Genomic DNA, 24053 nt, shown 5'->3' on the forward strand with positions numbered 1-24053 from the left:
GAATGACGGAAGCGGTTCAACAAAAGAACCGCTCCTCGGCGATTCTGCCGTTCTTCACGGTGGAGAGCCCGATCCCGTGCATCTTGCGGCGCTCGCCTTGCGCCAGCGCGGCTTCCGTCCCCTCCCTCGCCGCGTTAGACCTTGTCCATGCTGACCTCATCGCGCCTGCCGACCTCGATCGACGCCACGCTCTCCCTGCTGCAATCGCAGGGCTATGTCGCCGACCGGGCGCTGGCGACCGTGCTCTTCCTGGCGCTCAGGATGAAGCGACCGCTGCTGCTCGAGGGCGAGGCCGGCACCGGCAAGACGGAGATCGCCAAGGTGCTCTCCGCCGCGCTCGGGCGCCGGCTGATCCGGCTGCAATGCTATGAGGGGCTCGACCTCGCCTCGGCCGTCTACGAGTGGAACTATGCCGGCCAGATGATGGCGATCCGCCTGGCGGAAGCCGGCGGCGTCGCGGGGGATCGCGAGCGGCTGGAGAGCGACCTGTTCTCCGAGCGCTATCTGGTGAAACGCCCGCTGCTGCAGGCGCTGGAGCCGCAGGAGGGCGGTGCGCCGATCCTGCTGATCGACGAGCTCGACCGCACCGACGAGGCTTTCGAGGCCTTCCTGCTCGAAGTGCTGGCCGATGCGCAGGTGACGATCCCCGAGCTCGGCACGGTCAAGGCGGCCGAGCCGCCGATCGTGATCCTGACCTCGAACCGCACCCGCGAGATCCATGACGCGCTGAAGCGCCGCTGCCTCTACCACTGGGTCGGCTATCCCGACGCCGCCCGCGAGCTCGCCATCCTCAAGGCGAAGGCGCCCGGCGCGCCGGCCAAGCTGGCCAAGCAGGTCGTCGCCTTCGTGCAGGCGATCCGCAAGGAGGAATTGTTCAAGGCGCCGGGTGTCGCCGAGACGCTCGACTGGGCGAGCGCGCTGGTCGAGCTCGACGCGGTGGCGCTCGACCCGGGAATCGTCTCCGACACGCTCGGCGCGCTGCTGAAGTACCAGGACGACATCCAGGCGATGCAGGGCTCGAAGGTCGGCGAACTGCTCGACCAGGCCAAGCAGGCGGCGCGGGGATGAGCTTTCGCCGTCATTCTCGGGCGAAGCGAAGCGCAGACCCGAGAATCGTGACGAGAAATGACTGGTTTCCGAGATGCTCGGGTCAAGCCCGAGCATGACGCGCCACGACGGGAGCAAGCGATGAACGACGACATCAAGGCGCTCGAGGCGGCGACGCAGCTCTATCTCGACGGTCTCTACGAGGGCGATGTCGAGAAGCTCGCCTCGGTCTTCCATCCGACGAGCGCGCTGACCCAGTCGCAGGGCGGCGAGCTCAAGGTCGTGCCACGCGAGCAATGGTTCGAGGCGGTGCGGAACCGCACATCGCCGAAGGAGAGCGGGCTGGAGCGCGGCGACCATGTGCTGGCGATCGACCTGGTCGGGCCGTCCATGGCCCTGGTCAAGGTCAAGTGCCAGATGCCGCCGCGCTATTTCACCGACCTGCTCTCCTTCCTGAAGGTCGACGGCAAATGGGTCGTGGCGCAGAAGGTGTTCATGACCGAGACGGGGAAGTGAGGAGGCACTGTCCCATCATGGTCGGGCTTGTCCCGACCATCCACGTCTTCTTTCAGACAAGGCGGTGTTCAAGACGTGGATGCTTGCCACAAGGGCGAGCATGACGGTGGAGAGATGACCGGCAAGCTGCCTGAGAACGTCGCCTATTTCGCCCGCGCCCTGCGCGGCGCCGGCCTGCGCGTCGGGCCGGGCGCCGTGGTCGAGGCGGTCGAGGCGCTGGCGGATGGGGCGCTCGGCGGGCGCGACGACGTCTATTGGACCCTGCATGCGATCTTCGTGAAGAAGCACGAGGACACGGCGGTCTACGATCAGGCTTTCCGGCTGTTCTGGCGCCGGCGCAGGCTGATCGAGAAATTGATGGCGCAGATGTCGCCGGTGACGCCGCGGGTCGACGGCGAGCCGCAGAAGCCGGAAGCCGGCGCGCTGCGCGTCGCCGAGGCGTTCACCCCGCCGCCGCGCGAGGAGGAGCCGCCGGTCGAGTTGACCGAGCTTTCGGCCAGGCTCACCGTCTCCGAGCGCGAGACGCTGAAATCGCGCGACTTCGCCCAGATGAGCGCGGCCGAGATCGCCAAAGCGCGCCAGCTCATCGCCGAGCTCAGGCTGCCTGACGACGCCGTGTCGACGCGGCGCTTCCAGCCGGCCCATGCCGGAGCGCGGATCGATCCGCGCCGCACCTTCCGCCGCTCGCTGCGGGGCGGCGGCGCCTCGATCGACGTCGCCTTCCGCGAGCGGGCCGAGGTGCATCCGCCTATCGTCGCGCTGGTCGACATCTCCGGCTCGATGGCGGAGTATTCGCGCATCTTCCTGCATTTCCTGCACGCCATCACCGAGCAGCGCCGGCGCGTGCATTCCTTCGTCTTCGGCACGCGGCTGACCAATGTCACGCGCATGCTCCGCGCCCGCGATCCCGACGAGGCGCTGGCGCTCGCCGGCAAGGCGGCGCCCGATTGGGAGGGCGGCACGCGCATCGCCTCGGCCCTGCATGCCTTCAACCGGATCTGGTCGCGCCGCGTGCTCGCGGGCGGAGCGGTGGTGCTGCTCTTCACCGACGGGCTGGAGCGGCATCTCGGCCCCGATCTTTCCTTCGAGATGGACCGCCTGCAGCGCTCCTGCCGGCAATTGACCTGGCTCAACCCGCTCCTGCGCTACGACGCCTTCGAGGCGCGGGCGAGCGGCATCCGGGCGATGCTGCCGCATGTCGACCAGTTCCGGCCGATCCACAACCTCGCGGCGATGGCCGATCTCTGCGCCGCGCTGTCCTCCGACGCACGGCAGATCACCGATCCGCGCCAGTGGTTGAAGAAGGCGGGTTGAGGCATGATCTGTTCAGCGCGGGCTTCCCTTCTCCCCTTGCGGGAGAAGGTGGCTCGGCGAAGCCGAGACGGATGAGGGGTCTCGCGACATGTCCCGCCCTTTCTGAAAAGGGATTTATGGACAGGGCGGTGCGACCCCTCACCCCAACCCTCTCCCGCAAGGGGAGAGGGGCAGGTCGGCGCTCTGCAAGACGGTTTCAGATGAGCGGTAGGCGATAGCCATGATCAGCACCGACACCGACATTCTCGCCACCGCCGAGGCCTGGGCCAAGGCGGGCCGCGGCGTCGCGCTGGCCACCGTGGTCGAGACCTGGGGCTCGGCCCCGCGCCCGGTCGGCTCGCATCTCGTCATCGACGGCGAGGGCAATTTCCTCGGCTCGGTCTCGGGCGGTTGCGTCGAGGGCGCGGTCGTGGCCGAGGCCGGCGACGTCATCGCCGAGGGCAAGCCGCGCACGCTGGAATTCGGCGTCGCCGACGAGACCGCCTGGCAGGTCGGCCTCTCCTGCGGCGGCCGCATCAAGGTCTATGTCGAGCCGGTCCGGGCTTAGAGGAACGCGATCATGGCCTCCTGGGAAACCCTTCTCGCCTTCGCGACGCTGACGCTGCTCGTCGCCTATTTCCCCGGCCCGGCGCTGCTTTACACGGCGGCGCAGACCATCGCCCATGGCCGCAGCGCCGGGCTGATGGCGATGCTCGGCATCCATCTCGGCTGCTATGTCCATGTGCTCGCCGCGGCCTTCGGCCTGTCGGCGGTGTTCAAGCACGTGCCCGAGCTCTATCTCGCCGTGAAGATCGCCGGGGCGCTGTATCTGGTCTGGCTCGGCATCGGCATGATCCGCTCGCGGCTCGGGGCCGCCGACGCGCAGCAGCCGGTGGCGCCGCGCAAGACGGTGAAGCGCGCGCTGATCGATTCCTTCGTCGTCGAGATCCTGAACCCGAAGGTCGCGCTGTTCTTCATCGCGCTCTTGCCGCAGTTCGTCGATCCGGCCGGCTCGCTGCCGGTCTGGGCGCAGTTCCTCATCCTCGGCACCATCGTCAATTTCGCTTTCTCCTCGGCCGATCTCGTCACGGTCTTCGGCGCGAGCCTGGTGATGAAGACGATGAAGGCGAGCCGCGCCGGCTTCGCGCTCGGGCGCTGGCTCGGCGGCTCGCTGATGATCGGGCTCGGCCTCAAGCTCGCGACCGACAAGGGCTGACGCCGTGGACCTTCCGCTCCTCTCCGCGCTCAATGCCGAACGCGCCGCCAGGCGCGCCTGCGTGCTGGTGACCGAGCTCGGCTCGGGCGAGCAGCGCCTGGTCAGAGAGGCCGACCTCGGCGGCGACCCGCTGGCCGAGCTGCTCGAGAAGCAGCTGCGCAGCGGCAAGAGCGGCACCGTCGAAACCGACGGCACGGCCTATTTCCTGACCGTTCAGGCGCCGCCGCCGCGCCTCGTCGTCACGGGAGCCGTCCATATCTCGCAGGCGCTGGCGCCGATGGCGAAGCTGCTCGACCTCGACGTCGCGATCATCGATCCGCGCACCGCCTTCGCCACGCAGGAGCGCTTCCCGGAGGTGACCCTGCTGGCGCAATGGCCGGAGGAGGCGTTGCGGCAGCTGCCGTTCGACGCCTACACCGCCTTCGTCGCGCTGACGCATGATCCGAAGATCGACGATCCGGCCCTGCAGGCGGCGCTGCGCTCGGACTGCTTCTATATCGGCGCGCTCGGCAGCCGGAAGACGCATGGCAAGCGGCTGGAGCGGCTCGCCGCGGCCGGCTTCGGCGAGGCCGACGCGAAACGCATCCATGCGCCGATCGGGCTCGACATCGGCGCGGTCTCGCCGGCGGAGATCGCGCTCGCCATCCTCGGCGAGATCGTGCAGGCGCTGCGCGGCCCGCGCCGCAAGCCGGCATGAGGGGCCGCCCGCGATGAAGTTCGGTCCCGTCCCGGTCGCCGACGCCGTCGGTTCCGTCGCGGCCCATACCGTGCGTGCCGGCGAGGCGATCGTGCGCAAGGGCGCGACGGTCAGCGAAGAGGATGCGCGCAGGCTGGCCGCCGCCGGTCTCGCCGAGATCGTCGCCGTGCAGCTCGAAGCCGGCGACATCGACGAGAACGCCGCGGCCGAGCAACTGGCGCGGGCGCTGGCCGGGCGGGCCGTGGTGACCGAGGCGCCGTTCACCGGCCGGGTCAACCTGTTCGCCGCCGCGCCCGGCATCCTGCAGGTCGAGGCGGGCGTGATCGACGCGCTGAACGCCGTCGACGAGGCGATCACGGTCGCGACCCTGCCGGCGCTGAAGGCCGTCGTCGCCGGCGAGATGGTGGGCACGGTCAAGATCATCCCCTATGCCGTGCCGGAGGCGCGCATCGCCGAGGCGCTGGAGCGGCTCGGGGCGGACAAGCCGGTGGCGATCGCCGAATACAGGCTGAGATCGGTCGCGGTCGTCTCGACCCTGCTGCCGGGCCTGAAGACCAGCGTGGTCGACAAGACCTTGCGCACCTTCGCCGAGCGGCTGCGGCCGGCCGGGGCGGCGATCGAGCGCGATGTCCGGGTGGCGCATGAGGACGCGCCGCTGGCGCAGGCGATCCGCGAGGCGGCGGCCGGGCCGGCCGAGCTCGTCGTCGTGTTCGGCGCCTCCGCCATCACCGACCGGCGCGATGTCGTGCCGCAGGCGCTGGTCGAGGCCGGCGGCACGGTCGAGCATCTCGGCATGCCCGTCGATCCGGGCAATCTGCTCATGCTCGGCAGCCTCGGCGGCAAGCCGGTGATCGGCGCGCCGGGCTGCGCGCGCTCCCCCAAGGAGAACGGCTTCGACTGGGTGCTGCAGCGCAGCCTCGCCGGCGTACCGGTGCGGCGCGCCGACATCCAGAAGATGGGGGTGGGCGGGCTCCTGATGGAGATCGTCTCGCGGCCGCAGCCGCGCGCGCCGGGCCATGGCGAGGCGGCGCCTGTCGCCGGCCTGGTGCTGGCGGCCGGGCGCTCGACCCGGATGGGCGCCGGCAACAAGCTGCTGCAGCAGGTGCGCGGCAAGCCGCTGGTCCGGTACGCCGTCGAGGCGCAGCTCGCCTCGCGCGCCGCGCCGGTCGTCGTCGTCACGGGTCACCAGCGGGACGAGATCCGTGCCGCGCTCGCCGGGCTCGATGTGGTCTTCGCGGATAATCCCGCCTTCGCGGAGGGGTTGTCCGGCTCGCTCAAGGCCGGTCTCGCGGCGTTGCCCGGCGAGGTGCCGGGCGTCGTGGTCTCGCTGGGAGACATGCCGAACGTCACGGCCGGCGTGATCGACAGGCTGGCGCAGGCCTTCGCCGATCGCCCGGACGCCTTCGCCGTGGCGCCGACCCTGCTCGGACAGCGCGGCAATCCGGTGCTGCTGTCGCGGGCGCTTTTCGCGGAGGTGGCGACGCTGGAAGGCGACCAGGGCGCGCGGCGGTTGCTCGACGCTGCCGGCGATGCGGTCGAGGAGGTCGCGTTGGACGATCCCGCCATCGCGCTCGACATCGACACGCCGGAAGCGCTCAAGGCGCTGACGGGGCAGGAACCGCGCGGCTGAGGATCAGGCGGGCGTCAGCAGGCCGGCACACCACAGCCGCAGTAATTGCGCGAGCACGGCGACGCAATCCTCGGGTTGGTCGGGGTCGAGCTCGCGGACCTTGACGGCTCCAGGCTTCTCCGGGTCCGGCGATGCTTCCGGGAGGTGCCGCACGACCCGCACCTGATGGATGCCGCTGTCGGGAGCGGCGGCTTCGGCGTGCAGCCTCGCCGCCAGGCGGCGCATCTCGTCGAGTGCGTCCTGCTGCGAGCCGACCAGTTGATCGTCCTTCCGGGCATAGGTCATCAGGATGTTGGGCAGCACCGCGACCAGGTTGGGCGGAGCGTAGACCAGAGCCTGCGCCCGGACGGCCGGCGATTCCGCGGCCTCGACCGTCCGCCCGAGCCGGACAAGGGCGCTCCAGTGCACCATCTCGCTGATCGGCTCCTGGAACGGCTTGAAGGCGTTGACCGCGAAGCGGCGGCGGATCGCGGCCCGGTCACCGCGCGGCCAGGTCTGGCCGATCAGCCGCAGCAGCGGCCAGGGGTAGAGCAGGCGATAGAACATGCTGCGCGATTCGTTCTGCGGCGCGAGATTGTCGTCGGGCGCGCCCGGCGCCTGCACCTCGTCGTCCGGCTCGATCGGCCCCAGCCTGCGGTGCGGAGGCTCCGAAGGCGATGCCGTCGCCGCCCGGACCCGGCTGCGACTGGAGCCGGGCGGCGTCCCGCCTTGGGGCCTGCCGTGGAGATAGACGTGCGGGTCGGACCCGGTGCCGGGGCCGCGCGTCAGCCGCTCGATCATCCAGGTCAGCGCGATGTCGCCGAGGCGGTGCTCCGAATAGCCGCCGCCAATGTCGCTGTGCACGCCGGGAAACCAGACCTGCTCGATCCGCTTGAACTCCTCGTGGCGCGGGCGCTGCCAGACCGCCGCCTGGAAGGGCTCGCGCTTCTCGTCGATGGCGAGCGCATGGAAGGCGTAGTCGACGATACGGCTGACCTCGGTGTCATGGAATTGCAGGAAGAGGCGGTTGATCGTCCGCGCCCAGGTCGAGGGGATGCCGAGCGCGCCGACCGTGTCGAAGATGCCCATGGCACGGACGCGGACATTCTCGTGCACCAGCCCGTCGCGGGCGGCGTTGCTGCCGGGATAGCGCTGCTTGGGCGGAATGCGGTAATAGGCCCAGGCGGCGGCTTCGGCCGCCGGCGTGCAATATCTGCGCTTGAGCAGGCCGGCGGCCGCGATGTAGCCGACGAGGCTGCGTGCCGAATAGGCGCCGCGCGAGAAGCCGAAGACGCAGATCTCGTCGCCTGCTCGATAGACCGCGCTGAGATAGCGATAGGCTTGTCGGATATTGGTGGACAGGCCCGCGCCGAGAGCCCCGCCGACGAAGCGGTCGAGCCGGGAGAGCCCGGTGCCGACGCCGGAATCGTAATAGATCGACTGGAGGCAGAGCACCTTGCCGGAGGTGCCATCCGGGCCGGGCGCGCGGATTTTCGGCATTGCGAGATTGCGCAGGCGCACGATATGGGTCTGCTCCCCCTCGCGATCGTCGCTGTTCCATGTCCCGTCGAGGAAGATCAGATGCCGGCGCAGCGGCTTCTCGCCGTCGGAGGGCGGTGCGGAAGCCCGCGGCTGTGGAGGCGCATTGTCCTGCATCGCCCGTCTCCTCGTGTTCGCGTCAACGCTTCCAGACGAGCCCCAGCGCGAGATAGGCGCCGGCCTTCTCGTCGCTGGTCTTCTGGACGCCGCCGGAGAGGCGCCAGTCGAGGCCGAGCAGAGGCAAGCCGGTCAGATGCAGGCCGAGGCGCAACTTGTGATAGTCCTGCTCACGATAGCCCTCGATCTCGGGGCCGAGATAGAATTCTTCGATCAGGCGCCAGCCCGCCGCCAGGCGCCCGCCATAGCGGCCATGGTCGATCGCGACCGCATAGGCTCCCGCCTGGACGAGCCAGTTCTCGGCCGGCCTCGCCCACAGATCGGCCTGCAGGCGCAGCCCCGCGCGCTGCTGGAAGCTGCGGAGCTGGCGCGTCTCGCGATAGCGCGCCTCGACCTCGGGGCCGGCCGAGAGCGCGAGGAAGGTGTCGCCGAGACGCCACTCATAGCCGAGCCCGGCATGCAGTTCGCTCTTGTAGAGGCGGCCCTGCGTCGGCTTGCGCTGCGCCGGTTCGACGCTCTCGCCCCATTTCAGCCCGAGCCGGAAACCGCTGACCTCGAGATCGCCGCCGCCGAAGGCCCATTTCAGGCCGACGGACCCATAGGTCTTGCTCGCATCGGCATCGAGCGAGCCGAAGATCGCCAGCGAGGGCGGCCTGCGCTCGAGCAGGGCGGGATCGGCCCGCAGTGCCGTGGGAGCGAGCGCGAGCGCCGCGCCGACCCCGCGCGCGAGCACGCCAGACCGTCCCCCAGACCGCCACGCCACGCCAACGCCCCTCCCGCCCTGCAACCCCGGCGGCGTCACCACACGTCATGAGTGTGGCAGCTGGCGGAATTCCTGCAAGCTTTTGTTAACCATGAGGGCGCAGCCTGATTGCAGCCGGCTCATCGTCTTCTCGACAGGAGGACATCGGTCATGGTCTCGCAGGATTTCATCAGGCAGCTCGCGGGCTACGGGCTGACGACGGCCACCATCCTCTACCGCATGCCGGATCATCCCGATTTCTTGCAGAGCTATGTCTGGCAGGAGTACGATCTGGCGCCGCGCTTCCCCGAGCTGCACCGATTCCTCGACTTCTGGCGGCGCGAGCTCGACGGGCCGCTGCACTCGATCACGGTGGCGCATTCGCGGCTGATCCGCCCGGCAGAGATCGTGAATGTGAACGGCGTGCTCACCTTGCATTGACGGGCATGCGCCCGCCGGGGTTGTTGCGCCGCTGGGGGCCGTGCTAGGCCGCAGGCCCTGCTCATCGCCCGGCGAGCCTCTTGTCATCCCCCCTGCGCACCTCCGGATTGCTGATTGCGCTCGCCCATCTGCCGGGCCCGCGCATCGCCGTGAGCGACATCGTCGCGGCGCTGCGGGACCGGGCCTACGCCCTGCTCGTGGTGCTGCTCGGCCTGCCGAACTGCCTGCCGATGCCGCCGCCGATCCCGCTGGTCTGCGGCCTCGTCCTCGCCTTCATCGCGGCGCAGATGCTGATGGCGCGCGCCACGCCCTGGCTGCCGCAGCGCCTGCTTCGGCGCAGCATCGCCCAGGCGGACCTCGCGCGTGCCGTGCAGCGCGCGCTGCCGCCGCTGGTCCGGCTCGAACGTTTCTCGCAGCCGCGCCTGACCATGCTCGGCGGTGCCCTGGCGCTTCCGGTCCTGGGCGCGCTCCTGCTCGTCCTGGCGCTCGGGCTGATCGTGGCGGCGCCGTTCATCGGCCAGATTCCGCTCGGGCTCGCGGTCTGCCTGGTCGGGCTCGGCCTGGTCGAGCGCGACGGCGTCCTGATCATCGCCGGCGCCGTTGTCGGCGCGGTGGGCCTCGCCCTGTCGGCGGGCTTCGCCTACGCGCTGGTGAGCTGGATCGCGAGCTTCTTCTGAGCTTGCCGCCCGCGGGCTCCTGCCGGACCGTCCTTCAGGCGGCGAGGGCTTGCTCGAACGGCCGGTCGAGCGCCAGCAGCCGGTCGATCTCCTCGGGCGGCACGCCCTTCGAGAACAGGAAGCCCTGGAGCTCGTGGCAGCCGATCGCCTGGAGGAAGCGGTGCTGCTCGGTGGTCTCGACGCCCTCGGCGCAGACGCGCAAGCCGAGCGCCCGGCCGAGATGGACGACCGAATGCACGAGGATGGCGGATTCACCCGTCGCTTCCATGTATTCGAGGAAGGACCGGTCGATCTTGATCTTGTCGAAGGCGAAGCGGCGCAGATAGATCAGGCTCGAATAGCCGGTGCCGAAGTCGTCGAGCGCCAGGCTGACGCCATGGGCGCGCAGGTCCATCATCGCGGCTTCGGCGGCGTCGGCATCCTCGACCACGACGCCTTCGGTCAGCTCGAGCTCGAGCCGGTCGGGCGCGAATCCGGTCTCGTCGAGGATGCGGATCACGCTGGCGACGAAATCCTTGTGGCGGAACTGGATCGGGGAGACGTTGACCGCGAGCTTGAGACCCGGCCAGCGCCGGGCCTGCTCGCAGGCGCGGCGCAGCACCCATTCGCTGAGCGGAACCATCAGGCCGCGTTCCTCGGCGATGCCGATGAACTCCGCGGGCGGAATCAGGCCGTGCTCGGGGTGCGGCCAGCGCACCAGCGCCTCGACGCCGACGATGCTGGCCCCGTCGATCGAGACCTGCGGCTGGTAGTGCAGCAGCAGCTGGTCTTTGGCGATGGCGTTGCGCAGGTCCTCCTCGACCATGCGCTTGAGCTGCAGCGCCCGGTTCATCTGGGGCTCGAAGAAGGAATAGCGGTTCCGGCCCTCGTTCTTGGCCTGATAGAGCGCCGTGTCGGCGAGGCGCAGCAGCGTGCTGCGATCGGCGCCGTCCTGCGGGGCGAGCGCGATGCCGATCGAGCAGCCGATCGTGACCGCGACGCCGGCGATCTCGAACGGCTCGGTCAGCGCGTCGAGGATGCGCTGGCCGAGCGCGGCGCTGGCGCTCGGCGCGGCGATATTGGCCTGGATGATGCCGAATTCGTCGCCGCCGAGCCTGGCGACGGTGTCGCCGACGCGCAGGATCATGGTGAGCCGCTGGGCGACCTGGCGGATCAGCTCGTCGCCGGCATTGTGGCCATAGGTGTCGTTCACCGCCTTGAAGCGATCGAGGTCGAGCATCAGCACGGCGAGCGTGCTCTTGGTGCGGCCGAGCTGCGCGAGTTCCTGGTCGAGCCTGAGATCGAAGCTCCGGCGATTGAGCAGGCCGGAGAGTTCGTCCTGGCCGGCGAGGCGCTGGATCTGGCTCTCGCGCGAGGCGATCTGCTGGGCGGCGTTGCGCAGGCGATGGAGCACATAGGCGAACAATGCGACGAAGAGCGCGATCACCGCTCCGAGCGCCCAGGCGAACTGGCTGATCATCGCGTCGCCGGGCCGCTCCGGCACCCAGCTCAGCCAGGCGCGCACCGACCCGTCCGGCGAGGGGATGTCGCGCCGCCGCAGCGGATCGTCCGGCCGTTCGGCGACGATCTCGAGATTCGGAAGATGGTAGCGCAGGCCCAGCTCCGCGAGCCTCGCCGGAACCGTCTTGCGGTAGCCGACGATGAAGGCGGCCGCCGAACCGGGCGTCGGGCGGGCGGCCTGCTCCGGCGTGCGCAGATCGGCCGTGAGGATGCCGACGGTGTCGTCTCCGTCACGGATCAGCGCCGCCTTGATCGGGCCGTTGACGATGCCCTGCCACTCGCCCGTGGAGGTGCCGCCGGGCAGCGCCGGCAGGAGCCGCAGCAGGGCGTCGTAGCCGGCCTGCGTTCCGGTCTCGCCGTGCTCGACCCCGGCCAGCACCTTGCCGTCAGCGGTCACCAGATAGGTACCGTCGAAATCGAGGAAGCGCTTGGTCAGCTGGGCGAAGGCCCATTGCCGGGCGCCATCGGGCAGGGCGGTGATGAGCGCCGGCTGGAGCACCCCGGACAGCTGCAGATTCTCGAAGCGCAGGCGGCGCAGACGGATCTGGGTCGCGAGCGCGGTCTCGACGCGATCGCGCTGGCGGACAGCCTCGAGCCGGTTGGCGTTGTTCACCATCGCGGCCATCACGCCGAGGATCGCGATCAGCACGAGCGCGAATGCGCAGGCGAGGGTTGCCAGCGTGCGGGTCAGCATGCGCGCAGACGATTCGACGTTCGTCATCTTGGCGTGAAACGGCAAAGCCCTGACCTGTTGCGGCGCGCTGACGGCGGACCTTTGCAGGGGAATCTTGCCATCCGGTTTCCGGAGCAGCGGAAAATCGGAAAAGTTGTGCTGACTTGCCCCTGCACGGCGCCGACAGCGAGTCCGGCGAACAGGGCTTTGCTTTCAACGCTCTGTCGCGATGTTTTCATGCGGTTCCGGGCGCGGAGGCGTCTCGCGCGCCCATCGGAAGGTCCTAGGCGCCGTCCGGCCCGTAGGGCGGGCGCGGAATCGCCATGTGAGCGGCGCGGAGCGCCGCCGACCAGCGCTCGCGCAGGTCGTGGAAATAGGGCTCGCCGGCCTCGATGCGGCGGTTGAGCTCGGGGCCGGCGGCGTCGCGCCGGAGCACGATCAGATCGATCGGCAGGCCGACGCCGAGATTGGACCGCATGGTCGAATCCATCGAGATCAGCCCGACCTTGAGCGCGTCGTAGAGATGGGTCTTGAAGGTGACGGCGCGGTCGAGGATCGGCTTGCCGTATTTGTGCTCGCCGATCTGGAGGAAGGGCGCGTCCATGCCGCATTCGATGAAGTTCCCGGCCGAGTAGATCATGAACAGCCGCATCGGCTGGCCCTGGATCTGGCCGCCGAACAGCAGCGACATGTCGTATTTGACGCCGGCGTCGCGCAGCGCCTCGCCATCGGTCTCGCGCACGGTGCGGACGGCGCGGCCGACGAGCTGGGCGGCGCGGAACATCGAGGCGGCGTTCTGCAGGGTCTCGGGCTCGCCCGTCTCCGGGTTGGGGACGCCCTCGTGCAGCAGGCTGACGACCGACTGGGTGATCGAGAGATTGCCGGCGGTGGCGAGCGCCATGGTCCGCTCGCCGGGCCAGGAGAAGATGTGCAGCTTGCGGAAGGTCGAGATGTCGTCGAGCCCGGCATTGGTGCGGGTGTCGGCGATCATCACGAGACCGTCCTGGACGAGGATGCCGGCGCAATAGGTCAAGGTCGATCTCCGCATGGGCGCCGTCGGAAGGCGCGATGCTGGTAACAGGCCGCCATGACAGCGGCAATGCGGCGGTGCCGGAGCGAGCGGTCGATCGCCTCTCGTCACTGCGCCTCGCGTCACTGCCCCTGGAAGCGCGGCTTCGCCGCCTGGGCGCTGACCTCGACCAGCAGGTTCTCGCCCTGGCCGCCGGTGCGGGCGCCGCGCACCGGAGCGGCGTCGGCATAGTCGAGCCCGACGGCGACCCTGACATGAGTGTCGATCGGGCAGAGTCCATTGGCGCCGTCGAAGCCGATCCAACCGTAATCCGGCAGATAGGCCTCGGCCCAGGCATGGGCGCCGTTGGCGTGGGGCAGGGTGTCCGACGCCGCGACATAGCCCGAGACATAGCGTGCGGGCGTGCCGAGCAGGCGGGCGCCGGCGATGAAGACATGGGCGAGGTCCTGCGGGATGCCCTCGCCGCCCTCGGCGCAGGCGGCGGCGCCGATGCCCAGGCGATCGGCGGTCGGGACGCAGCGGATCCCGGCGTGGATCGTCTCCATCAGCGCGTGCAGCCGCGACAGGTCGCTGCCATCCTGGCTCGCCGCCCTGTCGGCCAGCGCCCGCAGCGCCTCGTTCGCCTGGGTCAGGCGGGTGTCGCGCATGAAGACGTCGGGCGGCACCTTCTCGACCGCGCCGCGGACCACGCCGGCGAGGTCGACCGTCTCGACCAGGCCGTCGACGTCGATCGTATAGCTCTCGATCGGCCCTTCGGCCGAGAAGTCGTGGGTGATGTTGCCGAACGGGTCCTGCCCGGCATGCAGGCGTCCGTCGATCGTCGGCGCGATGCGCCAGGACACGACATGCTGGCCGTCATGGTCGCGCGGGGTGAGCCGCAGCACCTGCCGGAGCTGGCGCACCGGCTCGGCATAGGCATAGGCGATGCTGTGGGAGATCCGGATCCGCATGCGGCGAGGACTCCAAATTCGGGAGCGGAGGGGAAGCCCCTACTGCAGATACTGCTCGACGATCACGTTTCCGAGCCGGTTGTTCTCGGAGATGAAGTCCTCGATGAACTCGTGCAGCCCGCGCTGAAGCACCATTTCGATCGGCGTGTTGTCGAAATTGGTCAGCGTCTTGCGGGCCTGGCGCTGGGCAGGGCCGTGGCGATTATAGGCGTCGCCGATGGCGTCGAGGAAACGCGAGATGTTCTCGTAGCAGCTCGCCAGCGAGCGCGGCATGCGCCGGTTGAGGATCAGGAGATCGGCGATCAGCACCGGCTTCACGGCCTGGCGATAGACCCAGTGATAGGCGGTCAGCGCCGAGACCTCGCGCAGCATCGTCGTCCACTGGAAATAGTCGAGCGAGCCGCCGACCTGCTCGGTCTCGGGCAGCAGGACATGGTATTTGACGTCGAGGATGCGGGCGGTGTTGTCGGCCCGCTCGATGTTCACGCCGAGCCGCGAGAACCAGTAGCCGTCGTCGCGCAGCATCGTCCGGTAGGCCGAGCCGTCGAAGGTGAGCGAGACGTGCTTCACCCAGTCGAGGAAGCGGGCGAACTCCTCGCGGTCCATGCGCTTGCGCTCGAAGCGCTGCAATTCGAGCCAGGCGCCGTTGAGCGCGTCCCACATCTCCGAGGTCAGCGCGGTGCGCACCGCGCGGGCGTTGGAGCGGGCGAGCGCCAAGCAGTTGCGGATCGAGGAGGGATTGTCCGGGTTGAAGCTGAGAAAGTCGCAGACATTGCGCTCGTTCGCCTCGCCATAGGCCCTGGCGAAGCTGTCCTCGCAGCCGGCGGTGGCGACGGCGCTCTGCCATTCGGTGCCGGCGCCGCCATAGGCGGAGGGGAGGTTGGTCAGGCGGGTCGTGGCGTCGAGGATGCGGGCGAGGTACTCGGCCCGCTCCACATAGCGCGAGACCCAGTAGAGGCTGTCGGCGGTGCGGGAAAGCATGCTCAGGTCCGGGCTTCCGGGGCATGTTCCGCAAAAGTGGGAACCACTCTTGCGATAAGAACATGCTCCAACATTTTAATTCGGCACGATTTCCTGTCGTTCGACCGTTTCCGGTCGAACGGAAAGCGTGCCGGGGTGATGCGAACTTCGGTGAAGTCGGGTTTCGTCATGCGTCGAGCACCCAGGTGTCCTTGGTGCCGCCGCCCTGGCTGGAATTGACGACCAGCGAGCCTTCCTTGAGCGCGACCCGGGTCAGCCCGCCCGGCACGCAGGAGATGCCGCCGGCGCCGGAGAGCACATAGGGCCGCAGGTCGACATGGCGCGGCGCCACGCCGGAGGCGACGAAGGTCGGGCAGGTCGAGAGCGCCAGCGTCGGCTGGGCGATGAAGCCCTCCGGCTGCGCCTTCAGCTTCCTGCGGAAGGTCTCGATCTGCGCCTTGCTGGCATGCGGGCCGACCAGCATGCCGTAGCCGCCGGAGCCGTTGACCTCCTTGACGACGAGGTCCTCGAGGTTGTCGAGCACATAGGCGTTGGCCTCGCGCTCGCGGCAGCGCCAGGTCGGCACGTTCTTCAGGATCGGCTCCTCGCCGGTGAAGAACTTCACGATCTCCGGCATGTAGCTGTAGACCGCCTTGTCGTCGGCGACGCCGGTGCCGACGGCGTTGGCGAGGGTGACGTTGCCGGCCTTGTAGGCGCCGATGATGCCGGGCACGCCGAGCACGGAATCGCTGCGGAACACCAGCGGGTCGATGAAGTCATCGTCGATGCGGCGATAGATCACGTCGACGCGCTTCGGCCCCTGCGTGGTGCGCATGTAGACGATGTCGTCCTTGACCAGCAGGTCCGAGCCCTCGACCAGCTCGATGCCGAGCTTGTCGGCGAGGAAGGAGTGCTCGTAGAAGGCCGAATTGTACTGGCCGGGGGTGAGCAGGCAGATCGTCGGGTCGGAGGAGGCCGTGCGCGGCGCGACCGAGCGCAGAGTCGCCAGCAACTGGTCGGGATAGTTGTCGACCGGCGCGACGCGATGGGTCGCGAAGAGCTCCGGGAAGAGCCGGAGCATCACCTCGCGGTTCTCCAGCATGTAGGAGACGCCGGAGGGCGTGCGGGCATTGTCCTCGAGCACGTAGAAGGTGTCGGCGTCGACCCGGACGATGTCGATGCCGGCGATATGGCAGTAGATGCCGTGCGGCACCTGGAAGTCGACCATCTGCAGCTGGTAGCAGGCGTTGCGGTAGACCAGCTCGGGCGGGATGATTCCGGCCTTGAGGCACTCCTTCTTCCCGTAGACGTCGGCCAGGAACATGTTGAGGGCGGTGACGCGCTGGCGCAGGCCCTGCTCCAGCTTCGTCCATTCCGGCTTGGTCAGGACCCGCGGGATGATGTCGAAGGGGATCAGGCGCTCGGTCGATTCCTCGTCGCCATAGACGGCGAAGGTGATGCCGATGCGGCGGAAGAACAGCTCGGCCTGCGAGCGCCGCAGCGCCAGCATCTCCGGCGGCGCCTCCTTCAGCCAGCGGTCGAGCTCCGAATAGGCCGGCCGCAGGCCGCCCTCTCCCCCCGTCATCTCGTCGAACGCGACCATGCAGGCTTGTTCCCCGTTTCGGGTAGCCTATGCGCATTCGCTCGCCTTCGGAAAGAGGTCCGTTGCCAAGCACTTTGGCGAGGATTGCCCGTTTCTTGGGCAGCGCGGCGCGGTCAGAGGGGCGCGGCGGAGGCGGGAGCGTCGACCACGGCCCTGACCAGGGCGGCCAGTGTCGCGGAGGCCCGCGGCTCGCCGACATGGCCGCGCAGCAATTCGAGCGAGATCGCCTCGGCCGCGCCGAGCAGGCCGATGCAGCGCAGGTTCAGCTCGTCCGGCGCAAGCCGGGCCGCGTGCGGGGCGAGGGCCTCGCGCCAGATCCCGGCATAGCGCGCGACGAGCTCGCGTTGCACCGCTTCCATCGCCTCGCTGCCCCGCAACGCGGCCGAGAGTGCGTACCATTCGGTTCCAACCGCGAGAGCGCAGCTCATATAGGCCTTGGCGATGGTCGCCGCGACCGCGTCGAGCCGGCCTTCGGTGCTCTTCAGCGCAGCGATGAGCAGGGCCGTCTGCCGGTCGTCGATGCGCCGGAAGAGCTCGACCATCAGCGCCTCGCGCGTGCCGAAATGATCGTAGGCGACAGGCTTGGTGACGCCGGCCCGCTCGGCGACGCGCGCCAGCGTCAGCGCCTCGGTCCCTTCCTCGCGGACCATCTCCTGCGCCCGGGCCAGCAACTGCTCGCGGCGTTCCGGCTTCGGCAGCTTGCGGGCTGAGGCGGGGGCTGTGGTCGGTGGCATGGCGATTCAGGAATCCCGGCAAAGGCTCGCTTGACAAGAGGGAAACTACATTCCTACTTATAGTAAGTTACTATTAGTAGTAATATGGCCGCAAACCGCCGGCCCCGTCAGGAGTGCTCCCACATGCCCAGCATCCCACACCCCGTCCTCGTCATCGGCGGCTCCGGCGTCGTCGGCAGCCAGGCCGCCGCGATGCTGCGCCGCCTGCATCCGGACCTGCCGGTGGCCATCGCCGGCCGCGACCTCGCCAGGGCGCAGGCCGTCGCCGGAAAGCTCGGCGTCGAGGCGCTCGCCGCCGACCTGTCGAAGCCCGATCTCGGCTTGCCGGGCGATGCGCGCTTCAGTGCCGTCATCGTCTTCGTCAAGGACGATTGGAGCCATGCGCTCGCCTATGCCCAGCGCCACGGCATCCCGCATCTCAGCGTCTCCAGCGGCGCCTTCGAGATCGGCATCGAGGCGGCCGGCTTCATCCATGCGCCGCAGGCGGCGCCGGTCGTGCTCGCCAGCCAATGGCTCGCCGGCGCAGCGCTGTTCCCGACGCTGGACTATGCCAGGGCCTTCCGCTCGGTCGACAGGATCCATGTCGGCGTGCTGCTCGACGAGCAGGACATGGGCGGGCAGGCCGCTTGGGCCGATTATGAGCGGATCACTGCGGCCGGCGCGGCGACATTGACGGTGAAGGATGGCCGCTTCGCCTGGATTGTCGGCGAGGACGCCGAGGCGCGCTATCGCAGCGTCGACGGCGTCGAACTGCCGGCCCAGGCCTATGGCCCGCTCGATGTCCTCAGCCTCGCGACCGCCACCGGCGCGAAGACGATCCGCTTCGATCTCGCCTTCGACGTCTCGGCCAGCCGGCGGCGCGGAGAGCCGTTCTCGACCGAGAGCGTGATCGCGATCGAGGGCGTGCTGCAGTCCGGCGAGCCGGGCTCGCGGCGCTACGAGGTCGTGCATCCGCAGGGACAGGCGCCGCTGACGGCGCTCGGGGTGGCGCTCGCGACCGAGCGCGCGCTCGGCCTGTCTGGCGGCGAGGCGCTGGGGCCGGGCCTCTATTTCCCCGACGGCATCATCGATCCCGCCTATTACGTCGCCCGGATGAAGGAGTTCGGCGCGGTCTTCACGGAGGCCGGAGCTCATGGCTGACCCCCGGTTCGGCCAGGTCCTGATCCTGGGCGGCTATGGCAGCGTCGGCTCGCGCACGGCCCGCACCCTGCGCCGGCTCCATCCCGCGCTGCCGCTGGTGATCGCCGGCCGCGACGCGGCGAGGGCGGAGGCGCTCGCCGCCGCGCTCGGCGAAGCCGTCGCCGCGCCGCTCGATCTCGAGCGCGCCGATCTCGGCCTTCCGGCCGATCTGAAGCCGGCCGTGGTGCTGACGGCCCTGCGCGACCTGTCGCTGCGCACGCAGAGCTGGGCGGCGTCGCGGGGCGCGGCCTATGTCGCGCTCTCGGACGGCGTCTTCGAGGTCGGTCCGGCGCTCGCCGGCTTCATCCGCCGGCCGGACGCCGCGCCCGTCGTCCTGCTCGGCCACGGCATGGGCTCGGTGCCGGCGCTCGCGGCCCTGCATGCCGCCGCCGATTTCGAGCGCATCGAAGCGATCGAGATCGGTCTCGTCTTCGATCCGGCCGATCCGCTGGGGGCGGCCTCGCAGCAGGACATGGAGCGCATCGGCGCCATCGGCCCGGCGCCGCTGGTCAAGTCGGAGGGGCTCTGGCGCTGGATCGGGCCGCCGCGAACGCAGCGCCGCTTCATCGGCGTCGGCGGGCACGGACACGCGGGCGCGACGGTCGGCCTGGTCGACGTCTTCAGCCTGGCGGCGAGCCCGGCGGGAAGCCTGCGCGTCGACTTCGCCGAGGGGCTGACGGCGAGCTCCCGGCGCGGCGAAGGCCCTTCGCACGAGGTCGTCATCGAGATCGCCGGCAGGCGCCGCGACGGCCGCGAAGGCCGTTTCCGCTGGGAGCTGGTCGATCCGGACGGCTATGCCGCGCTCAGCGCCAAGGGCATCGCCGTGGTGATCGAGGGCCTGTTCGGCCTCGCCGGCAAGGAGCGGCCGACCTCGGGGCTGCACCTGCCGGAGACGCTGGTGGACACCGGCCATCTGATGCGGCGGCTGGCGGGGTTCGGCATCGCGATGCGCGAGGGGTGACGGGCGCTCGCGCGGGCGGCGCCGGGGCGCGCGAGCGCGTCCCGCCTGCGACGTCGCAGTCGCTTGTCCGGAGGGCGGGATCGGCGCAAGGTCCGGCGCGGCGACAGATTGGAAGGATTCCAGGATGGGACTGAAGCCCTGTCTGCTCCGCGTGCATCGCTGGATCACGCTCGTCTTCGCCCTGCCGCTGCTCGGCGTCATCCTGTCGGGACTCGTCCTCTCGGTCGAGCCGCTGGCCCAGCGCGTGGCGCCGGCCGCGCCGCTGACCGAAGCCCGGCTGCTCGGTTTCCTCGACCGTTTCGATCCAGCCGGCAAGGCGACCGGGCTGTCGGTCCGGACCTATGACCAGGTCGTCCGCCTGTCGGGCGTCGGCGAGGACGAGGTGGTCGATGTCGGAATCGCAACCGGCGAGGAGGTCGAGGCCGACGGCTTCGCCGAATGGTTCGGCTTCGCGCGCGGCCTGCACGAACGGCTCCTGCTCGATCTCGGCTGGCTGGTCACGGCGAGCACCGCCGCGATGCTCGTCCTCGCTGGGCTCGGCGTCGCCATGGGCTTGCCGCGCCTGCGCAACTCGCTCGGAGGATGGCATGCCGGCGCGGCCTGGATCTGCCTGCCGCTGATCGTGCTCAGCCCGCTGACCGGTCTCTTCATCGCCATTGGCGTCGGCACGGGCGGTGTGACGGCTGGGCCGCGCGGCGAGCGCGTGCCGATCCGCGCGGCCGTCACGGCGATCGCGCGCGATCACGATCTCGCCGGGCTGACCTCGCTGCGGACGCGCGGTGGCCGGCTGCTGGCGCGGATCTATGACGGCAACCGGCTGACCAGCTATGTCGTGACGAAGGACGCCCTGCAGCCGGCCGCGGTGAACTGGTCCCGCGCCCTGCACGAGGGCAACTGGCACGCCGTGCTCGGCTCCGCGCTCAACGCGATCCTGTCGATCGTGCTGGTCGGCCTGTGGGGGAGCGGCCTGCTGCTCTGGGCGAAGCGGCGGTTCCGCAAGCGCCGGCCGCGGCTGCCCAACGGCGCCGCGGTGCCGGGCTGAGCGCGCGATCGTCACGGCCGTCTCCTGCAACCGCACCGGCTCGCTGCATCCACCGAGCGATCACAGGGGCGTGGAGCGAAGCCGTCGTTGCAGCCGATCTGCGGCAGAACGGGCTTGTGCGAATTCGGCGATTGCAAGTTCAAGATCCGGGCAGTCGCGGTGAAATTTCACACTTGGTCAGCACGACGCGGCGTGTTTACCTCGGCGCTTCCCGATCGGAGCCTTCGATGTCCAGCCGCATCGCTTTCGGCGGTTTCCTGCATGAGACCAACACCTTCGCACCGAGCAGAGCGGGGATGGCCGCCTTCCAGCAAGCCGACTTCGCCACCGGCGAGGTCTGAAGCGGGCACTCGACGACGCGCTGGAGACGACGTCATGACCCTGGCGATGAGCTGGGAGGGAATGGACCTCCCATGACGCGGTCGGCCTCGCCGAGTGGGTGCGCAGCGGTGAGCCGCGGCGGCGCACCGGGCGAGTTCATGCCCTACTGGACCGCGCCCGAGCCCTATACGCAGCTCATCGAGCGCGATCCGGGCCGTCTGCGCATCGCCCTCTCGCATGAAGGGGGCGACTACCGCGCCACACCAGCGATCGTCGCCGAGCTGGAGAAGGCCGGGCGCTTCCTCGAAGGACTCGGCCACCATGTCGACTGGGTGCTGCCGCAGGCCGGATAATGCACGGCCCGCAGCCGGGGCTGCAGCGCAAGCCATGAGGCGAGCGCGCAGGCCGAATCTCGGACCGTCTTACCGATCCTGATGACGGACCGATCCGCTTGCATCGCCGGTTTCGGAGGGTGCCTTCACGGACTTGGTTCCGGTCGCCGTCTGACGAAATGGCCGGGCGCGACCTCGATCAGCGCCTGAGCCGGGGCGCGCCAGTCGAGCGGGCGGATCGGGCTCGGGATCTCGTCGACCGCCAGCTCGCGGCGTAAGGATCGGCGCGCCGGGTCCGGCACCGGCACTGCCGAGAGCAGCTTTCGCGTATAGGGATGCAGTGGATTGGCGAACACCGCTTCGCGCGGGCCGAGCTCGACGATCTCGCCGAGATACATCACCGCGACACGGTGGCTGACACGCTCGACCACCGCCATGTCATGCGAGATGAAGAGATAGGCGAGGCCGAATTCCGCCTGCAGGTCGAGCATCAGGTTGAGCACCTGCGCCTTGACCGAGACGTCCAGCGCCGAGACGGCCTCGTCTGCCACGACCAGCTTGGGCGACAGCGCCAGGGCCCGGGCGATGGCGAGCCTCTGGCGCTGGCCGCCCGAGAATTCGTGCGGGAAGCGCGTCCCCATGGCTGGCGACAGGCCGACACGACGCATCAGCTCGTCGACACGCTCCTTCGCTTCCGCGCCGCGGGCGAGGCCATGGACGACGATCGGCTCGGCGATGGCGGCGCCGACGCTCTTGCGCGGATTGAGGCTGGCGAACGGATCCTGGAAGATCATCTGCATGTCGCGGCGGGCGCCGAGCAAGTCGCTCTTGCCGAAGGCGGTGACGTCCCGGCCCTCGAAGCGCACCGTGCCGGCGGTGGGCTCGATCAGCCGCAGGATCGAGCGCCCCGTCGTCGACTTGCCGCAGCCGGATTCGCCGACCAGCGCCAGCGTCTCGCCGCGCTGCAGCGTGAAGGAGACGTTCTCGACCGCATGGACCCGGCCGCGCAGCCGCCCGAGCAGCCCGCCGCGAATGCCGAAGCGCGTCGTCAGCCCGGCGACCTCGAGGAGCGGGGCCTCGTCGGCCCTGACCGTATCGGCGGCCTCGACCGGCTTGCCGTGCACCTCGCCATGGTCGGGATCGATATGGGGGAAGCGCAACGGCCTGCCATGCCCCTCCATGTCGCCGAGCCTGGGAACCGCGGCGAGCAGCGCCCTGGTATAGCCGTGCACCGGCTGGTCGAAGACCTGCGCCGCGGGCGCATCCTCGAGCTTGCGGCCCCTCCACATCACCACGACGCGGTCGGCGATCTCGGCGACGACGCCCATGTCGTGGGTGATGAAGAGAACCGACATGCCCTCCTCGTCCTGCAATGTCTTGATCAGTTCGAGGATCTGCGCCTGGATCGTCACGTCGAGCGCGGTGGTGGGCTCGTCCGCGATCAGGAGTTTCGGCTTGCAGGCAAGCGCGGTCGCGATCATCACGCGCTGGCGCATGCCGCCCGAGAGCTGGTGGGGATAATTGGCGAAGCGGGTCCTGGCGGAGGGGATGCGCACCTTCTCCAGCATGCGCAGCGCCTCGGCCTCGGCGGCCGCTCTGTCGAGCCCGCGATGATAGCGCAGCGCCTCGCAGATCTGGTGGCCGACGGTCAGAACCGGGTTCAGGCTCGTCATCGGCTCCTGGAAGATCATCGCGATGTCGTTGCCACGGACCTTGCGCATCTCTTCCTCGGAGAGCGCCAGCAGGTCGCGGCCTTCGAGCGCGATCCTGCCCTGGATTCGGCCATTGGCGGCCGAGACCAGCCGCATGATCGAGAGCGCGGTGACGGATTTGCCCGAGCCGGATTCGCCGACGATCGCGACGGTCTCGCGCGGAGCGATGTCGAAGCTCAGATCCTCGATCGCCCAGCGCCACTGGCCGCCGACGCGGAAGGCCGTCTGCAGGTTCTCGACGGAAAGGACGGGGCGGCCGCTCATCGTTCGCCCTTCAGCCTGGGGTCGATGGCGTCGCGCAGGCCGTCGCCGAGGATGTTGAGCGCGAAGACGATGATCAGGATGGCGATGCTCGGCGCCAGCACCAGCCAGTAGCTGTCGAGGATGTTTTCGAAGCCCTCGCGGATCATGCCGCCCCAGGTCGGGATCGGCGGCTTCACGCCGAGCCCGACAAAGGCGAGCGAGGCCTCGGTGCGGATCGCGTTGGCGAGCCAGAGCGAGCCCATCACCAGGATCTCGGGGAAGATGTTGGGCAGGATGTGGCCTGCCATGATCCGGACGTCGGAGAAGGCCAGCGCCCGACCGGCCTCGATATAGTCGCGCTCCTTGACCGAGATCGTCGGCGCCCGGGCGATGCGGGCAAAGGAGGGAATCGAGGTCAGCGCGATCGCGACGATGATGTTCTCCATCGAGGGGCCGAGCATCGCGACCAGGATCAGGCCGAGGATGAGCGAGGGGAAGGCGAGCAGGATGTCCATCGTCTGCATCACGACGACATCGAACTTGCCGCCGTACCAGCCGGCGAGGATGCCGATCAGCGAGCCGAGCACCAGTGCGATCACCGTCGAGGCGACACCGATGACCAGCGAGATGCGCGCCCCGTAGAGCAGGCGGGAGAGGATGTCGCGGCCGAAATAATCCGTGCCGAGATAGAAATCGTCATGCGGTGGCTGGAGGCGTGACAGGATGTCCTGCTCGAGCGGGTCATGCGGGGCGATGACCGGCGCGAACACCGCGGCCAGGACCACTGCGACGACGATGACGAGCCCGACCCAGGACGTCTTGTTGGCGTTGAAGGCGCCGATCGTGGCCGAAAGCCAGCGCAGGCGCGGCGGCGCAGCCTGGCCGGCATCATGGACCGAGGTGCTCATGACAGCTTCGC

General features: G+C 69.4%; 23 protein-coding genes and 1 pseudogene. 14 read left to right on the forward strand and 10 right to left on the reverse strand.

Annotated features, from left to right (window positions below; genetic code table 11):
• Positions 1 to 147 precede the first annotated feature (147 nt).
• The 7 genes from CS1GBM4_RS00425 to CS1GBM4_RS00455 all read left to right on the forward strand — a co-directional run bounded on the left by CS1GBM4_RS00425 (position 148) and on the right by CS1GBM4_RS00455 (position 6399).
• Positions 148 to 1068, forward strand: coding sequence for a MoxR family ATPase (locus tag CS1GBM4_RS00425; RefSeq protein ID WP_186416712.1), 921 nt, complete (start codon positions 148 to 150; stop codon positions 1066 to 1068).
• A gap of 120 nt (positions 1069 to 1188) precedes the next feature.
• The gene (locus tag CS1GBM4_RS00430) at positions 1189 to 1563 is read left to right on the forward strand and encodes a nuclear transport factor 2 family protein (protein ID WP_186416713.1); all 375 of its coding nucleotides are present in this window, start codon (positions 1189 to 1191) and stop codon (positions 1561 to 1563) included.
• 114 nt (positions 1564 to 1677) lie between these two features.
• On the forward strand, positions 1678 to 2877 hold the full coding sequence (locus CS1GBM4_RS00435; RefSeq protein ID WP_186416714.1) for a VWA domain-containing protein: 1200 nt from the start codon (positions 1678 to 1680) through the stop codon (positions 2875 to 2877).
• A 220-nt stretch (positions 2878 to 3097) separates the two neighbouring features.
• The gene (locus tag CS1GBM4_RS00440; protein ID WP_091841110.1) at positions 3098 to 3424 is read left to right on the forward strand and encodes an XdhC family protein; all 327 of its coding nucleotides are present in this window, start codon (positions 3098 to 3100) and stop codon (positions 3422 to 3424) included.
• Positions 3425 to 3436: 12 nt separating this feature from the next.
• Entirely contained in the window at positions 3437 to 4072 is a 636-nt protein-coding gene (locus CS1GBM4_RS00445; RefSeq protein ID WP_186416715.1) for a LysE family translocator, read from the forward strand.
• Between the two features lie 4 nt (positions 4073 to 4076).
• A complete protein-coding gene (locus CS1GBM4_RS00450; protein ID WP_186416716.1) occupies positions 4077 to 4769 on the forward strand; it encodes an XdhC family protein in 693 nt (230 codons plus the stop codon).
• 13 nt (positions 4770 to 4782) lie between these two features.
• Positions 4783 to 6399 carry a molybdopterin-binding/glycosyltransferase family 2 protein gene (locus tag CS1GBM4_RS00455; RefSeq protein ID WP_186416717.1) on the forward strand — a complete coding sequence of 539 codons (1617 nt, stop codon included), beginning with the start codon at positions 4783 to 4785 and terminating at the stop codon, positions 6397 to 6399.
• A gap of 3 nt (positions 6400 to 6402) precedes the next feature.
• Here CS1GBM4_RS00455 and CS1GBM4_RS00460 read toward each other — a convergent pair whose 3' ends face one another.
• Positions 6403 to 8034, reverse strand: a complete 1632-nt coding sequence (locus CS1GBM4_RS00460) for a DUF2235 domain-containing protein (protein ID WP_186416718.1) — start codon at positions 8032 to 8034, stop codon at positions 6403 to 6405.
• Positions 8035 to 8056: 22 nt separating this feature from the next.
• Entirely contained in the window at positions 8057 to 8767 is a 711-nt protein-coding gene (gene bcsS, locus CS1GBM4_RS00465) for a cellulose biosynthesis protein BcsS (protein WP_186416719.1), read from the reverse strand.
• Positions 8768 to 8947: 180 nt separating this feature from the next.
• Here bcsS and CS1GBM4_RS00470 point away from each other — a divergent pair, with 180 nt between their 5' ends.
• Both CS1GBM4_RS00470 and CS1GBM4_RS00475 read left to right on the forward strand, forming a co-directional pair.
• Positions 8948 to 9217: an usg protein gene (locus CS1GBM4_RS00470; protein ID WP_186416720.1), complete on the forward strand. Its 270-nt coding sequence runs from the start codon at positions 8948 to 8950 to the stop codon at positions 9215 to 9217.
• A gap of 80 nt (positions 9218 to 9297) precedes the next feature.
• Positions 9298 to 9894 (forward strand): exopolysaccharide biosynthesis protein, encoded by a 597-nt coding sequence (locus tag CS1GBM4_RS00475; RefSeq protein WP_186416721.1) that lies wholly within the window; start codon positions 9298 to 9300, stop codon positions 9892 to 9894.
• 34 nt (positions 9895 to 9928) lie between these two features.
• Here the strand turns inward: CS1GBM4_RS00475 and CS1GBM4_RS00480 are convergent, their stop codons facing one another.
• From CS1GBM4_RS00480 to CS1GBM4_RS00505, 6 genes are all read right to left on the reverse strand, one after another.
• A complete protein-coding gene (locus CS1GBM4_RS00480; RefSeq protein WP_186416722.1) occupies positions 9929 to 12088 on the reverse strand; it encodes an EAL domain-containing protein in 2160 nt (719 codons plus the stop codon).
• A gap of 262 nt (positions 12089 to 12350) precedes the next feature.
• Positions 12351 to 13100 (reverse strand): peptidase, encoded by a 750-nt coding sequence (locus CS1GBM4_RS00485; RefSeq protein ID WP_186416723.1) that lies wholly within the window; start codon positions 13098 to 13100, stop codon positions 12351 to 12353.
• A gap of 119 nt (positions 13101 to 13219) precedes the next feature.
• Positions 13220 to 14047, reverse strand: coding sequence for a transglutaminase family protein (locus CS1GBM4_RS00490; protein WP_186416724.1), 828 nt, complete (start codon positions 14045 to 14047; stop codon positions 13220 to 13222).
• Between the two features lie 39 nt (positions 14048 to 14086).
• Positions 14087 to 15028 carry an alpha-E domain-containing protein gene (locus CS1GBM4_RS00495; protein ID WP_186416725.1) on the reverse strand — a complete coding sequence of 314 codons (942 nt, stop codon included), beginning with the start codon at positions 15026 to 15028 and terminating at the stop codon, positions 14087 to 14089.
• A 166-nt stretch (positions 15029 to 15194) separates the two neighbouring features.
• Positions 15195 to 16610 carry a circularly permuted type 2 ATP-grasp protein gene (locus CS1GBM4_RS00500; protein ID WP_186416726.1) on the reverse strand — a complete coding sequence of 472 codons (1416 nt, stop codon included), beginning with the start codon at positions 16608 to 16610 and terminating at the stop codon, positions 15195 to 15197.
• A 113-nt stretch (positions 16611 to 16723) separates the two neighbouring features.
• Positions 16724 to 17344, reverse strand: a complete 621-nt coding sequence (locus CS1GBM4_RS00505) for a TetR/AcrR family transcriptional regulator (RefSeq protein WP_244606985.1) — start codon at positions 17342 to 17344, stop codon at positions 16724 to 16726.
• A gap of 123 nt (positions 17345 to 17467) precedes the next feature.
• Between CS1GBM4_RS00505 and CS1GBM4_RS00510 the strand changes: the two genes are divergently transcribed.
• The 5 genes and pseudogenes from CS1GBM4_RS00510 to CS1GBM4_RS00530 form a co-directional block, all read left to right on the forward strand.
• Complete coding sequence (locus CS1GBM4_RS00510) at positions 17468 to 18484, forward strand: NAD(P)-dependent oxidoreductase (protein ID WP_186416727.1); 1017 nt, start codon at positions 17468 to 17470, stop codon at positions 18482 to 18484.
• Positions 18477 to 19484, forward strand: coding sequence for an NAD(P)-dependent oxidoreductase (locus CS1GBM4_RS00515; protein WP_186416728.1), 1008 nt, complete (start codon positions 18477 to 18479; stop codon positions 19482 to 19484). Before CS1GBM4_RS00510 ends, CS1GBM4_RS00515 begins: the two co-directional genes overlap by 8 nt.
• Before the next feature lie 124 nt (positions 19485 to 19608).
• Positions 19609 to 20526: a PepSY-associated TM helix domain-containing protein gene (locus CS1GBM4_RS00520; protein WP_186416729.1), complete on the forward strand. Its 918-nt coding sequence runs from the start codon at positions 19609 to 19611 to the stop codon at positions 20524 to 20526.
• Positions 20527 to 20753: 227 nt separating this feature from the next.
• The gene (locus CS1GBM4_RS00525; RefSeq protein ID WP_186416730.1) at positions 20754 to 20867 is read left to right on the forward strand and encodes a M81 family metallopeptidase; all 114 of its coding nucleotides are present in this window, start codon (positions 20754 to 20756) and stop codon (positions 20865 to 20867) included.
• Between the two features lie 114 nt (positions 20868 to 20981).
• Positions 20982 to 21191 (forward strand): annotated as a pseudogene (locus CS1GBM4_RS00530) (amidase); the annotation flags it as partial.
• Between the two features lie 134 nt (positions 21192 to 21325).
• Here CS1GBM4_RS00530 and CS1GBM4_RS00535 read toward each other — a convergent pair.
• Positions 21326 to 23155 carry an ABC transporter ATP-binding protein gene (locus CS1GBM4_RS00535; protein WP_186416731.1) on the reverse strand — a complete coding sequence of 610 codons (1830 nt, stop codon included), beginning with the start codon at positions 23153 to 23155 and terminating at the stop codon, positions 21326 to 21328.
• Complete coding sequence (locus CS1GBM4_RS00540; protein WP_186416732.1) at positions 23152 to 24042, reverse strand: ABC transporter permease; 891 nt, start codon at positions 24040 to 24042, stop codon at positions 23152 to 23154. The genes CS1GBM4_RS00535 and CS1GBM4_RS00540 overlap by 4 nt, the downstream gene beginning before the upstream one ends.
• Between the last annotated feature and the right edge of the window lie 11 nt (positions 24043 to 24053).

Origin of the sequence: Allobosea sp. CS1GBMeth4, from assembly GCF_900185715.1 — a bacterium.
In the GTDB taxonomy this organism is placed as follows: domain Bacteria; phylum Pseudomonadota; class Alphaproteobacteria; order Rhizobiales; family Beijerinckiaceae; genus Allobosea.

What these genes read in the sequence shown, in the direction of transcription:
- CS1GBM4_RS00425 (WP_186416712.1), top strand. Translation starts at nt 148, where the DNA reads ATGCTGACCTCATCGCGCCTGCCGACCTCGATCGACGCCACGCTCTCC.
- CS1GBM4_RS00430 (WP_186416713.1), top strand. Translation starts at nt 1,189, where the DNA reads ATGAACGACGACATCAAGGCGCTCGAGGCGGCGACGCAGCTCTATCTC.
- CS1GBM4_RS00435 (WP_186416714.1), top strand. Translation starts at nt 1,678, where the DNA reads ATGACCGGCAAGCTGCCTGAGAACGTCGCCTATTTCGCCCGCGCCCTG.
- CS1GBM4_RS00440 (WP_091841110.1), top strand. Translation starts at nt 3,098, where the DNA reads ATGATCAGCACCGACACCGACATTCTCGCCACCGCCGAGGCCTGGGCC.
- CS1GBM4_RS00445 (WP_186416715.1), top strand. Translation starts at nt 3,437, where the DNA reads ATGGCCTCCTGGGAAACCCTTCTCGCCTTCGCGACGCTGACGCTGCTC.
- CS1GBM4_RS00455 (WP_186416717.1), top strand. Translation starts at nt 4,783, where the DNA reads ATGAAGTTCGGTCCCGTCCCGGTCGCCGACGCCGTCGGTTCCGTCGCG.
- CS1GBM4_RS00460 (WP_186416718.1), bottom strand. Translation starts at nt 8,034, where the DNA reads ATGCAGGACAATGCGCCTCCACAGCCGCGGGCTTCCGCACCGCCCTCC.
- CS1GBM4_RS00470 (WP_186416720.1), top strand. Translation starts at nt 8,948, where the DNA reads ATGGTCTCGCAGGATTTCATCAGGCAGCTCGCGGGCTACGGGCTGACG.
- CS1GBM4_RS00480 (WP_186416722.1), bottom strand. Translation starts at nt 12,088, where the DNA reads ATGCTGACCCGCACGCTGGCAACCCTCGCCTGCGCATTCGCGCTCGTG.
- CS1GBM4_RS00490 (WP_186416724.1), bottom strand. Translation starts at nt 14,047, where the DNA reads ATGCGGATCCGGATCTCCCACAGCATCGCCTATGCCTATGCCGAGCCG.
- CS1GBM4_RS00495 (WP_186416725.1), bottom strand. Translation starts at nt 15,028, where the DNA reads ATGCTTTCCCGCACCGCCGACAGCCTCTACTGGGTCTCGCGCTATGTG.
- CS1GBM4_RS00500 (WP_186416726.1), bottom strand. Translation starts at nt 16,610, where the DNA reads ATGGTCGCGTTCGACGAGATGACGGGGGGAGAGGGCGGCCTGCGGCCG.
- CS1GBM4_RS00505 (WP_244606985.1), bottom strand. Translation starts at nt 17,344, where the DNA reads ATGCCACCGACCACAGCCCCCGCCTCAGCCCGCAAGCTGCCGAAGCCG.
- CS1GBM4_RS00510 (WP_186416727.1), top strand. Translation starts at nt 17,468, where the DNA reads ATGCCCAGCATCCCACACCCCGTCCTCGTCATCGGCGGCTCCGGCGTC.
- CS1GBM4_RS00515 (WP_186416728.1), top strand. Translation starts at nt 18,477, where the DNA reads ATGGCTGACCCCCGGTTCGGCCAGGTCCTGATCCTGGGCGGCTATGGC.
- CS1GBM4_RS00520 (WP_186416729.1), top strand. Translation starts at nt 19,609, where the DNA reads ATGGGACTGAAGCCCTGTCTGCTCCGCGTGCATCGCTGGATCACGCTC.
- CS1GBM4_RS00525 (WP_186416730.1), top strand. Translation starts at nt 20,754, where the DNA reads ATGTCCAGCCGCATCGCTTTCGGCGGTTTCCTGCATGAGACCAACACC.
- CS1GBM4_RS00535 (WP_186416731.1), bottom strand. Translation starts at nt 23,155, where the DNA reads ATGAGCGGCCGCCCCGTCCTTTCCGTCGAGAACCTGCAGACGGCCTTC.
- CS1GBM4_RS00540 (WP_186416732.1), bottom strand. Translation starts at nt 24,042, where the DNA reads ATGAGCACCTCGGTCCATGATGCCGGCCAGGCTGCGCCGCCGCGCCTG.